We start from the raw sequence: 12728 nt of genomic DNA on the forward strand, positions 1-12728 counted from the left end.
TATACATACGGCGGCGAGATGTGTTGTAGGCCTGCAACTGTACCGATCGTGAAAGCCGTGTGTATTTGAATCCATTATTTTAAATACATCACCCATGAAAAATCGACTTGTAATGTCACCGAATTCATCCATAATCACGATTCTGTTTGCTATTTTTTCATTCAATGCTTTTGCACAGCGCGACTCTGTTTCGCTTGTTCATGTCGGATTTATTTATCCCGTAAGTTCAAACGGCCAGCGCGCTGCCAGCTATACCAATCGTTTTTCTCTGCATGCGATTGCCGGAGTATCGGCAAATGAAACGGGCGCGGCGATTGCAGGCGCAGCTAACCTGATCAAAAAGGATGCGTCGGGAGGGCAAATCGCGGGAGCTGTAAATCTGATCGGCGGGAGCGCGCGTGGAATGCAGGTTGCAGGTGCGCTGAATATGGTAGGCAAATCTGCTTCTGGAATGCAAATGGCGGGTTTTGCCAATATCGTTAAGGGAAAAGCAAAAGGGGCACAGGCAGCAGGTTTCATGAATTTGTCAGGCGGCGCACAAGGGTTGCAGATAGCCGGTTTTACCAACATCGTGAAAGATAGTGTACAAGGCGCGCAGATCTCGGGTTTCCTGAATAAGGCGGGCACAACGAATGCCCAGGTTTCCGGATTTATGAATATCGCGAGGAAGGTAAGGGGTATTCAGCTTGCCGGTTTTGTCAACATTGCTGACAGCAGCGATTACCCGATCGCAATCTTCAATTTTATTAAAACCGGGGAAAAATCAATAGCTCTCACATTGGACGAATCCATGACGAGTATTGCTTCATTCAGATCAGGAGGCCGCGTTTTATACGGGATCGCGGGAGTGGGGTATAACCTGAAAAGTAACCCAAAACCATTGTATGCCGTAGAGGCAGGATTAGGTGCTCATATTGGTCTTGCAAAACAGTTGCGCATTAACCTGGAAGCTGTCAGCCACTCACTTTCTGACTTCGAAGGCGGCCATTATTTCAAGAACTCAGTACGCATTTTGCCTGGATATAAGCTCGGGAGCCGCTTTGAGATCTTTGCAGGGCCTACTGTCAACTACGTGACCCACGAGCGTGAAGACGAATTCAGTTTTGTTGACAAGTATCTTTGGAAAAACAGCAAGTCTACCGACTTCCAGGGGGTATTCATTGGATTTAACGCTGGCTTGCAGATCATTCTCTAACAGCAGCATCAATTTTTTGTAGAAGTTGTTGTAAAATTCGGCAATAGGTCGTCATACTCCACACATTCAGGTTGTAGCCTCAAAATTGTAATTTTCTCATAATCAGTTGTTTGTTGGTTTGGCCACTCCGGGGAACTATATTTTCCCTGTGAGTGGCCAAACCAATTATGTACGAAAACAAAGGACTATGAGAAAATTAGCATTTGTGGGTGTGTTTTTAGTCGCCGGGATGGTCGCAGCATGTAATGATGACGATAACACAACAGACCCAACTCCCGTACTGCCCGAGTTGAAAGTGAGTACTACACTCTCCGGGGCGAACGAGGTACCAGCTAATCCTTCAACAGCTACCGGTTCAGTAGATGGTACGTTGGATCAGGAGTCGAGAATTCTGAAACTTAACATTATGTACAGCGATTCCACTTCCGATTCAACAGCAACGGATTCAGTATTTACACCAACAGCCTGGCATATTCACAAAGCGCCGGCAGACTCGACCGGGTCAGTGGTGATCGACTTTGGAAAAGAATTCTCCTCGCCATTCGCGTTTGTTGATACGCTGACGGAGGCGCAGGTTGCCGATTTGAAAGCGGGCTTATATTACGTGAACATTCACAGCGCGAAATATCCGGACGGAGAAATTCGCGGGCAGCTCAAAACAGAAGAATAGTATACTCAACGTTGCGTAAGACACGCTGCAAAAAAAGAGCGGTATCTTTATCAGATCCGCTCTTTTGCATTTATGCCAGTTCAATTGATCTTAAAATAAGCTCTTTGCCTTGTCCAGCGCATTGTCGAGCCCGGAAGCGTCGGAGCCGCCGGCAGTCGCAAAAAATGGCTGGCCGCCACCGCCTCCGCGAATTTCCTGCGCAAGTTCTTTTACGATCTTACCTGCATTCAACCCCGTTTCCTGCACGATATTTTCGGCGATAAAAACAGACAGCTGCGGTTTTCCACCGATCTCTGCACCAAAAACTGCGATGAGGTTTTCAACCTGGTCCCGCAGTTCGTAGGACAATTGCTTCAATGAATCGGCAGAAGGAACATTTACTTTCTCAACGATCAGGTTGAAAGTAGTGTGCCGTTCCATATTTTCAATCAGCGAAATTTTCAACGACTGAATTTTCTCATTTTCCAGTGAAACGATCTTTTTCTGCAAAGCGCTGCGCTCGTCGATCAGACTTTCCACAGCTTTTACGAGGTCGGTTGGATTTTTAAGTAAATCTTTGATTTGCGTCAGAACCGCTTCCTGATCGCGCAGCATTGCAAGTGCTTTTTCGCCCGTAACCGCTTCCACCCGACGAACGCCTGCCGAAACAGAGCCCTCCGACACAAACTTGAACACCCCGATTTTACCGGTCGAAGGCACGTGTGTTCCACCGCAAAGTTCGAAAGAATAGTTTGGGTCAAAAATGATCAGACGGACGAAATCACCATATTTTTCACCGAAAGTAGCCGTCGCGCCTGCGTCCAAAGCCTGCTGGATCGGTACATTGCGACGTTCATCCAATGTTATGTTCTCTCGGATCTTTTCATTGACGCGGTCTTCAATTTTCGCCAGTTCCTCGTCGGTAACTTTCGTGAAATGCGAGAAGTCGAAACGCAAAACTTCGTCGTTTAGGAAAGAACCTTTTTGTCCGATATGCGTGCCCAGTACTTCGCGCATCGCAGACAGCATTAAATGCGTAGCAGTGTGGTTTGCCTGGATTTGCTGTCTTCTTGTATTGTCGATCTTCGCAGTGACGATACCCGCATTCTGCAATACATCATCCAGATCCTTATCGCGCGAAATATGTACAAAAAGGTCATTCTCCTTTTTTGTATCGACAATATTAATCTTCCTTCCTCCGTCCTCTTTTTCACCCCCTTTGACGATCAGTACGCCCGTATCCCCAACTTGTCCACCCATTTCAGCGTAAAATGGTGTCCGATCGAGTACAATATGGTATTCTTCTCCGCCTTTGGTCTTCATCTTTCGGTATTTTACAATATGGCTGTGTGTTTCTTCAAAATCATAACCGAGGAATTCCACTCCATCGGCTTCGCGCAGCTCGATCCAGTCCGTAGCTTCTTTGGCGGCATCCTGGCGGGAGCGTTTTTTCTGCTCTGCCAATGCATCCTGAAACCCGGCTTCGTCGACCAGCAGTCCTTTTTCCCTGGCAATCAAAGCGGTAAGGTCGACCGGAAAGCCGAAAGTGTCGCTCAGTTCGAAAACTTCATCGCCGGGAATCGTATTGATACCTTTTGCTTTGAGTGTCGAAGTGATGGTATCCAGTCGTTTCAAACCGGATTCAAGCGTCCGTAAAAAGCTTTTTTCTTCTTCCAGAATCACTTTCGCGACAAATTCCTCCTGCGCTTTCAGTTCCGGGAAAACGTCTTTGAACTGCTCGGAAAGCACTGCTACCAGCTTGTAGAAAAACGGCTCCTGAAAACCGAGGTAAGAATAACCGTAGCGGACCGCACGGCGCAAAATGCGGCGTATCACATAGCCGGCTTTCACGTTGGAAGGAAGCTGGCCGTCGGTAATGGCAAATGCAACGGCGCGTATGTGATCAGAGATAACGCGCATCGCGATATCTGCGAACGGTTCTTCGCCTGAGCCGTATTTTTTACCCGAGAGCGTTTCCAAAACCTGAATGGTATTCTGGAAAACATCGGTATCGTAATTGGAAATTTTTTGCTGAATGGCCATACAAAGCCGTTCGAAGCCCATTCCGGTATCCACGTGTGTGGCGGGCAGGGGGACCAGAGAGCCGTCGGCCTTGCGCTCGAACTGCATAAATACCAGGTTCCAGATCTCTACAACCTGCGGATGGTCGTTGTTCACGAGCGACTTACCAGGAACTTCGGCAACTTCGGCAGGGGTTCTCAGGTCAACATGGATTTCAGAACAGGGCCCACAGGGACCTGTATCGCCCATTTCCCAGAAATTGTCTTTTTTGTTCCCAAGAATAATGCGGTCTTCGCCTACAATGCCTTTCCACAAATCCCAGGCTTCCTGGTCAAAAGGTACGCCGTCGCTGGCATTGCCCTCGAAAACGGAAACGTACAACCTGTCTTTCGGCAGCTTATAAACCTCCGTCAGAAGTTCCCACGCCCACGCAATCGCTTCTTTTTTAAAATAATCACCAAATGACCAGTTGCCGAGCATTTCGAACATCGTGTGGTGATACGTGTCAAATCCAACATCCTCTAAATCATTGTGTTTGCCCGAAACACGGAGGCATTTCTGCGTATCGGCAATTCTTCGCGAAGGAGGTGTACCATTGCCCAGAAAGTAGTCTTTGAACTGGGCCATACCCGAATTATTGAACATAAGGGTAGGGTCATTTTTTGCAACCAGTGGTGCCGAGGGAACGATAAGGTGTTCCTTACTGCGAAAAAAATCGAGAAAAGCCTGACGTATTTGATGCGAAGTCATTGTGTAATTGTTGTACTAAGTCTCCTGAAATGAGCCGCAAAGGTAAAGAAATTTACGAATTGCCCTCGTGGCTTTCACGATATGATCATGGATTGTACCCGGGCTGATATGAAGCTCGGCAGCAACTTCCCTGTGAGTTTTGCCTTCCAGTTTACAAAGCCGGAAGACATGCCTCCGCCGTGGCGGCAGTCGACTGATTGCCAAATAAATGAGTCGCTCAAATTGCTCAGCGGCTACCTGTTTGCAAGCTTCGGCTTCGAAATCCTGACCGGTATAAACTATATTCAGAAGCATTCGTTTTTCGCAAAGTTTCCTGTTGAGCAGGGTCAGGCTTTTGTTTTTACATATCTTGAACAAATAGGCTTCCAGGCAACTTACGTTTGCCAGTTTTTTGCGGTTTTCCCACAATTTGAGAAATACATCCTGTGCCACGTCCTGCGCATTTTCGCGGCATTGGGTGAACCTGAGTGCATAATTCTGCACCCGCCGGTGGTACTTTTTGTAAAAATAATGGAATGCCGGGCGGTCGTCTGCCTGCAAAAGGTGTAGCAGCTCTTCCTCCGCAATATGCTCTGGATTTTGCAAGTCGGTTTCGGGATAGTGTATAGCTCCGGCAGCTGCAGAAACCAGACCAGTTTGCAGAAAATAATTGCCATTTTCAGTTCTCGTTATTCAATGGCTGGGTTCAAGGTGTGAGATTAGTAAATCAATAATTTGCCGGTAAAAAATTCTTCCTTCCGGTTGTCCAACACTTTCAAAATGTAAACACCTGGACCGAATCCTGCACAGTTAAGATCTGCAAAACCGTTTTTCGGAATCCGGAACGTGCGTTTTTCGAAACCCGTAATATGGTAAATATGCCCGGTCAATTCCCGGACAGGCATTTGATTAGGTTCTTTTATTTGAATTTGGTAGTGGTTTCGGCCAATGTGCTTCAATATCAGGCTGGACTCGGCGCAAGGTCCTTCCGCGAACCGGATCAGCGAGTATTCAGAGGTTCCGTCCAGATCAATTTGCCTTAATCTGTAATAGTTTTTCGCGCCGGGAAGTGAATCCGCGAAAGTATAGTTATTGCTCAGACGGCTGTTACCGGTGGCTGCAATCCGGCCGATTTCTGAGAAATTACGGGCATCCGCGCTCCGCTCGACGGCGAAATACCCCGCGTTAATCTCTTCCGAAGTTGTCCATTGCAGCAACACCTTGCATGCATCGGCAGCAGCATTAAAAGCGGAAAGTTTAACCGGAAGCGCCTCGTTGACCACAGCGCTGAAAAATGCGAATACTGCCGCAGTAACCGCAATTTCCTGAACCGTGAACTCCGACATTTCTACCGCTTCCCTGGCATCCGTATATCTTCTCAGAACCGGGTAAGGATCTTCTTTTTTGAAACCATAAGGATACCGGTTAAGCGAATCCTGAATAGCGAAGCTCGACGGGCGGTTCATTACCAGTGAAGCTGCCGGTCCGAAAACCGGTAAGCCAGGTACCGGATTGGGGAAATGATCCGCAACCGTGGACCAATGCAGCGGATACTTCGGACTATTATTTCCGGTCCCCGTTATGAATGTCAGCGACAAGGGGTTATTGCCCAGTGGAATATCGAGCTGCATTTTCGCAAAGTCCAGCAGCGCAGGCTGTCCAAGTAAATAGCTGAACAAAACATAATCAAATGCGTAGCTCTGGGCCATTGCAAACGTTCCATACCCTATATATCCTTTAAATGGGTGATAAGCCCCGTGGTAGGCATGTACCGACATCGTCCGGTTATTATACTCAGGTATGAGGATAGTTTCAAGACTGTTTTTGAATTCTGTTACAACTGCCGCATCTGTTGGGAACTTCGAGGTCGCATAAGCCCAGGCGGCCTTAAAAGTATGTTGCTGCCAGCTCATGGTAGCCTGGAATTCGTGCGGTATTTGTGCATAATATGCCAGGAATTCAGCCTGATATTGCGCGTTGCCGGTCGATTTGTACAGCTCTGCTGCAGCCCAGGCGCGGTTGTCGCGGTCTTCAGGGTCAGGGTACGGGCCTGCTGAAATACCCGGCGTGACGACCGGTGCGGAAGCCTCCGGATGTGCTTGCAAAAAATCCCAGGCTTTTTCAGCCAGCGCAAGACAGGAATCTGCGTGGGCCGGGTAATATGGTTTCAGGTTCCTGTAAGCCATCGCCATCGCCGCGGCAAACAAGGCGGTGGATTGGGTCGTTTTCACTGAAACGTAAAGGGTATTTGACTCATCCTCGGGCATTCCCGTAGACCAGATCGCGGGAGTAACCCGGAAGTAAACGCCACCATCCGGTGCCTGCATTGATTTCAGCCACGTCGTTTCGTATTTCGCTTCGTCAAGTATATCCGGGATTTTGTTACCACTTTCAGGAATATTAAGATGGTTGTCCGGGAATTTTTCAGGATAGAGCTCAACAGCCGTGAACAGAATAAAAAGTGCGCTGGCTGCCGTCGGAACATATCTGCCATAATCGCCGGCGTCGAGCCAGCCTCCCTGCATCGGTATACTGCTGCCGGGCGGGTAATCTGTTGCACTGAAAAGGTTTGAAGAAGAGTGGCTTGAGTGTATCTCCGCAGCGGTACTAGGCAGTCCGTTTCTTGCCCATTCAAATGCGTTTTCCTGAGAAAGTGCCCCGGATCTTTGAAAATAGAGCGCCCTCGCTGTGTGAAAGTAGGTTCCATTATATACATCGGCTGATATCCTGAACTCTTCCGACCTGCCGTAACCAGGCACATACAAATAATAAGTACCGGGAGTTTTGAAAGCGGAGAAATCAAGTTCGAAAACCATTTCTCCGCTAAAAGCCGAATCTGATTTCAGGAAGCTGCTTTTTCCGGAGAACTTAACATTATCAGCCCCGTCCAAAACCTGAAAATCGGGGCTATTCAACTGATCGATCGGTAGAAACCAGGCATCGCCGAGAAAGTTGCCCAGTTTTCCCAGCTTCGGGCTTTCGGGCAGGTAGCCGACCTGGTTTAGCTTTACATTACCCAGCTTGACCTGATCAGAAAAAGTGAAACTGGTGTCCAGTGAAGTCATATTGCCCGCCGGATCTTTCAAATTCTCTGCCTGCAGCCGGTATTCGATACCGTTCTCGAAAGGCTTTTCAAATACCAGAAACAGTTCCGATTGGATAAGCGGAGTGCCCGAAATGGGGGCTAATCCGGCAACGCGGAGATGTCGGCCCACGCGCAAGGGGTTTTTCGCGGGCTGATATTCCGGATCCGTGGTGCTGCTCATTTCGTAGCTTGAAGTTTGATAGCAGCCGGTAGTGTCAAAACGCTCGTCGACCGCTAGCCTGATTACCTGGTAAGAGAGCGGCTGCGCGGAGATGGTTGGGGAGGTAATATCGGTCAGTAAAATATCATCAATGTAAAACAGGGTCCCGCTTGCTCCGGATGTCGCGAATTCGAGGTAGTCGACCGAACTCAGGTCGTAACCGGTTGTTTTGAGTGAGTCGATCGGGATCACGACCTCCTGGTAATCAGTCCCGATCAATGTTCCGGCAGGCAGGTAGGGTGCCAGACTCACCCATTTTCCCTGCGCGTAGAAGGTGGTGAAACGAATGGATGTAGTTTGAAGCGGTTTATTGGATTTAATGAAAAAGCGGAGCTCATCGAACCGGGAAATATCCCCCCGCCACATTCCTGTACAATTGAAGCCGATCCGCGGGGCATGCCAGTTGTCTGGTTCTGCCCGGAAATAGTAGTCGCCTGCGTGGGCATCGGGCCCGGATAGAATAGATCCGTATGCAGTATTACAGGCAGGGGTACCCGGATTTTCACCGTTCCAAAGCATTTTGTTTTGTCCAAATGCCATTTGTAGCAGGCAGGAGACGAGCAGTGATGCACGAAGTAAGTGTTTCATAGCAAATTATGTTTAGTGTGGTTGCGGACATGACGGTCATCCGCGCGGATATGTATGCTTCACCTTACTGAAATTTGAAATCCTGTGCGGGCAGTAGCTGTGGGATCAGCGCCAGTAACCTCTGGAAGGGATAATAAGGTGAGTATAATCGGCGAACCGGTTTCTTTTTCAAATGAAAAGCTTAACAGAGAATTAACACAGGTTCTGTTGGACAAGTCAGGCTCTTTCGGGCTTATTAATATTAACGCGCTACTAAAAATGAAACCGTTTTCAGAGTTATCGGCAGAGGAATTGGCGATGGAAAACCTCTTCATTCGCTGGGTGCGGTTTCCTGATGACCAGGCGATCCGGTCTTTTTGGGAAAACTGGATCATTAAATACCCGTCACGAAAAGACACAGTGGATAAAGCACGTGAACTAGTGCTGATCGCTTCTGACTGGAAGCCAGAAATGCTGTCTAATCAGGAAGTTAATTCGATATGGGGAAGGATCCGCAGCTCACTGGACATTATCGGCGACCGTGACCAGAAGAAAAACTCTCCTGATTCACCCAACGCAGGTTTTCTGACAAAGGGTATTATTTTGATATTGATGTCGGTAACCTTCCTTTTTTTTTTATTCTACTTTATTTTCAGTAACCACTGAAACTGCCGCCTAGTTAACTTCCCGGTAACTACCCGGTTACGAAATCACCTACCGGTATGCTGGTACTTTTCTGCTGGTGATTTCAAATTAAATCTGGGTTAAGTCCAAAACAATTGTGTCCGCAATGTTCAGTTATGTATATATAATTGAACTTTATGTCAAGATTTTACAATAATTTATTTGTTAATGCATATGATGGCAACGTTCCCGATAACGATTGCATAAATAAAATTCCTAGAATCTTTTCGATTTTCTTCACGAATCTCTATTCTCAACCAGATTTTCGAATTGCATTATCTGTTTAGATAATATGGTTATTGGAATTGTTCAATAATCAATTTTGAACGCGTGCCTCAAATCACCTTGCGACCCAATAAGGTACCTACTAGTTACTTATTTTTACTATTCAAAGAAAAAATATTATTTTTCTTGTAGGGGTATATATTTCAATCACCGTCAACTTAAATCAGAAACACTTTAATGGTAATTAAACTTACGCGTATGAAAAAAAACTTTACGACTATTAGTCAGCATCTGATACGGCTGACAATGGCGGGTGTAATTGTTACAGGTTCAGCAGGGCACACGTTTGGTTTCAGGCCAGGCGAAAATGTGGTCTCGGTGATCGACCGGTCTGTAACAGGTAAAATACTCGCGGCAGAAGACAAGACACCTATCCCCGGAGTTTCAGTTGTGCTGAAAGGCAGCCGGACAGGTACCAATACCGACACTGATGGAAAATTCAAGATAGACGTACCGGACAACGGTGGAGTGCTTGTGTTTTCTGCGGTGGGTTTCGTGACGCAGGAGATCGAATTAGGTAGCAAAAGCGTTGTCGATCTTGAACTTGTGAGTGATCTGAAAACGCTTGGAGAAGTAGTGGTTGTTGGTTATGGAACGCAAAAGAAAAGCCAGCTTACAGGTGCCATATCTTCTGTCGGTTCCAAAGAGATCGGGGAATTGCCGATCACGAATGCACGCCAGGCATTGCAGGGACGGGCCGCGGGTGTGGATGTGGTACAAAACAGCAGTAAGCCAGGCGCCGGCCCGACGGTCAGGATCCGCGGGAGAAGGTCTATTAATGCATCCAATGACCCGCTTTATGTGGTAGATGGTATTCCTTTGGCAGGAAATATCGACGATTTCAACCCGAACGACATTGCTTCGATGGAGGTTTTGAAAGATGCTTCTGCGACCGCCATTTACGGTTCTCGTGGCTCTAACGGTGTTGTTCTGATCACGACAAAACGCGGTAAGCCAGGTAAAACGGTAGTGAGCTACGACGGTTATTACGGTTCTTCCAAAGAGCTGGGGCAAATCGACGTCATGAACGGTCCCGAATTTGCAGAATACAAACGGGAATCGAGAAGAGCGGTTATTGACGCGAAAACCGGTCTGCCGCTATATCCGGCAGGCCCGGCGACGCCCGAGGCGGATGCTAAGCTTTTCGAGCCGATCGAGTTGGACGGGATTAAAAACAATCGTTCTACCGACTATCAATCCTATTTGTTGCGTCCGGGAACAATCCAGAGCCACCAGGTTGGGGTGCAGGGAGGAACGGAAAAAACGCAGTTTGCGATTTCCGGTAACTACTTCAACGATAAAGGGATCATTTATAATCAGGATTTTACACGCTATACCTTCCGTATAAATCTGGATCATCAGATTACAAAGCGGATCAAGATCGGTACTTCCATGATGGGGGTTTACAGCACCAGGAACGGTGAAAACTTCAACCCTTACGGTGGAGCGTTAGCTGAAAATCCACTTGGAAAGCCTTACGATGACAACGGAAAACTGATCTTCCTGCCTACTTCCGACGGTTTGAGAACCAATCCGATCGCTGAGATCATTCCAGGCGCACAGGTCGACCTGACCAAACGTTTCAGGATATTCAACAGTATCTATGCAGAATGGGCGATTCTGGAAGGGCTGAAATACCGCGTCAACTTCGGCCCGGATCTGAACAACCGCCGCATCGGACGTTTCACCGGCTCGCAGACCAATGCGCGGCGTGGAGGCGAACCTACCGGTTACCAGTTCAACGAATACCAGTTTAACTATACATTGGAAAATATTTTAATGTATAACAAACAATTGGGTGGGAAGCACAACCTGGGGGTGACGCTTTTGCATTCATTGCAGAAAGATGATCTTGAGCAAAACTTTATTAACGTAACAGGTATACCGGCTGAAACACAGCAGTTCTACAACCTGGGGCAAGCCACAATCATCAGTGGTGTAGCTTCATCTCTCAGCCAGTGGGTGTTGAACTCATACATGGCGCGTATCAACTACGATTTTAATGAAAAATACCTGTTTACATTAACCGGACGATACGATGGTTCTTCCCGGTTCGGGGCGGATACGAAATACGGATTTTTCCCCTCAGTAGCTGTCGGCTGGAATATCAGCAGCGAGCCTGTCCTGAAAAATGTAAGCTGGGTGGATGAGTTGAAGCTTCGTGCGAGCTATGGTTCAACCGGTAACACGGCTATCGATCCGTATCAGACGCAGGCTTTGCTAGGCAGAACTTCCTACGCTTTCGGAGCTGCCGGCGCTTTCGGTTATGCACCGGGTTCGCTGGGTAACTCGGAGCTGAAATGGGAAACAACCACAACCGGTAACATTGGTTTGGATTTCAGCGTTTTCAAAGGCCGCGTATCGGGGTCACTTGAATACTACCAGGCGGATACAAGAGACCTGCTTTTGTTTGATCAATTGCCTATTACCAGCGGGTTCAACCAGGTTCGGCGGAATGTCGGCAGCACACGCAATACCGGTATCGAGGTAACTTTATCTACCGTGAATGTTGATGCGCCAGGCGGCTTTCGCTGGAATACCGATTTTCAGTTGACAAAAAACAAAGAGAAAATACTTGAACTCTTCAATGGAAAAGTAGATGACATCGGTAATGCCCGCTTTATCGGACAGCCGCTGACCGCTTATTTTGACTATAAAAAGATTGGTATCTGGCAGACAAGTGAATTGGAGCAGGCCAAGAAATACCAGAGCGTACCAGGGCAGATCAAGATTCAGGATACAAACGGAGATGGTAAAATTGATCCGTTCGACAGGGTTATTCTGGGATCACAGGTTCCGAAGTTCTCAGCAGGTATGACCAACCGGTTTGAATACAAAGGATTTGATTTGTCGGTATTCGTATTTGCAAGGTTTGGAAGTATGTTCCGTAGCTTGTTCCACCAGGATAATATGACACTGGCCGGCCGCTACAACAACCTGGATATTGACTATTGGACGCCCGAGAACCCGACCAATGAATTTCCAAGACCAAATCAAAGCCAGGAGTTCCCTCCATTCCGGTCAACTGTATTGTATTTCGACGGAACGTTTATCAAGGTTCGTAACATCAACCTGGGCTACAATTTCCCGGATAAGCTGACGGAAAAGATGAAAATTGGTAGTCTTCGCGTATTTATGAGCGCTCAGCAGCCATTTATCTTCTCTGAGTACAGAACCAAATACAAGGGTATTGACAACGAAACTGACGGCGATATCAACTCTAGCCAGACACCGGCTGTCAGACAGATCACTTTCGGTATCAATCTGAAAATCTAGTATACCCGAACAGATA

7 protein-coding genes are annotated in these 12728 nt (G+C 47.5%); 4 read left to right on the forward strand and 3 right to left on the reverse strand.

What is annotated here, in order from left to right:
- The first annotated feature begins 94 nt into the window (after positions 1–94).
- Both FXO21_RS20420 and FXO21_RS20425 read left to right on the forward strand, forming a co-directional pair.
- Positions 95–1195 carry a hypothetical protein gene (locus tag FXO21_RS20420; protein ID WP_149641828.1) on the forward strand — a complete coding sequence of 367 codons (1101 nt, stop codon included), beginning with the start codon at positions 95–97 and terminating at the stop codon, positions 1193–1195.
- Positions 1196–1382: 187 nt separating this feature from the next.
- Positions 1383–1865, forward strand: a complete 483-nt coding sequence (locus tag FXO21_RS20425; RefSeq protein WP_149641829.1) for a CHRD domain-containing protein — start codon at positions 1383–1385, stop codon at positions 1863–1865.
- A 90-nt stretch (positions 1866–1955) separates the two neighbouring features.
- On the opposite strand, the gene alaS is transcribed toward FXO21_RS20425, so the two are convergent.
- The 3 genes from alaS to FXO21_RS20440 form a co-directional block, all read right to left on the reverse strand.
- On the reverse strand, positions 1956–4616 hold the full coding sequence (alaS, locus tag FXO21_RS20430) for an alanine--tRNA ligase (protein WP_149641830.1): 2661 nt from the start codon (positions 4614–4616) through the stop codon (positions 1956–1958).
- A gap of 15 nt (positions 4617–4631) precedes the next feature.
- On the reverse strand, positions 4632–5201 hold the full coding sequence (locus tag FXO21_RS20435; protein WP_192579277.1) for an RNA polymerase sigma-70 factor: 570 nt from the start codon (positions 5199–5201) through the stop codon (positions 4632–4634).
- A 113-nt stretch (positions 5202–5314) separates the two neighbouring features.
- Entirely contained in the window at positions 5315–8488 is a 3174-nt protein-coding gene (locus FXO21_RS20440; protein ID WP_225865770.1) for a glycoside hydrolase family 9 protein, read from the reverse strand.
- A gap of 258 nt (positions 8489–8746) precedes the next feature.
- Here FXO21_RS20440 and FXO21_RS20445 point away from each other — a divergent pair, with 258 nt between their 5' ends.
- Both FXO21_RS20445 and FXO21_RS20450 read left to right on the forward strand, forming a co-directional pair.
- Complete coding sequence (locus tag FXO21_RS20445) at positions 8747–9133, forward strand: hypothetical protein (RefSeq protein ID WP_149641832.1); 387 nt, start codon at positions 8747–8749, stop codon at positions 9131–9133.
- 501 nt (positions 9134–9634) lie between these two features.
- Complete coding sequence (locus FXO21_RS20450) at positions 9635–12712, forward strand: SusC/RagA family TonB-linked outer membrane protein (protein WP_225865771.1); 3078 nt, start codon at positions 9635–9637, stop codon at positions 12710–12712.
- The last annotated feature ends 16 nt before the right edge of the window (positions 12713–12728 follow it).

This window comes from Dyadobacter sp. UC 10, from assembly GCF_008369915.1.
In the GTDB taxonomy this organism is placed as follows: domain Bacteria; phylum Bacteroidota; class Bacteroidia; order Cytophagales; family Spirosomataceae; genus Dyadobacter.

Coding starts and splice junctions, on each gene's coding strand:
- FXO21_RS20445 (WP_149641832.1), top strand. CDS start 8,747: ATGAAACCGTTTTCAGAGTTATCGGCAGAGGAATTGGCGATGGAAAAC.
- FXO21_RS20420 (WP_149641828.1), top strand. CDS start 95: ATGAAAAATCGACTTGTAATGTCACCGAATTCATCCATAATCACGATT.
- FXO21_RS20440 (WP_225865770.1), bottom strand. CDS start 8,488: ATGAAACACTTACTTCGTGCATCACTGCTCGTCTCCTGCCTGCTACAA.
- FXO21_RS20425 (WP_149641829.1), top strand. CDS start 1,383: ATGAGAAAATTAGCATTTGTGGGTGTGTTTTTAGTCGCCGGGATGGTC.
- alaS (WP_149641830.1), bottom strand. CDS start 4,616: ATGACTTCGCATCAAATACGTCAGGCTTTTCTCGATTTTTTTCGCAGT.
- FXO21_RS20450 (WP_225865771.1), top strand. CDS start 9,635: ATGAAAAAAAACTTTACGACTATTAGTCAGCATCTGATACGGCTGACA.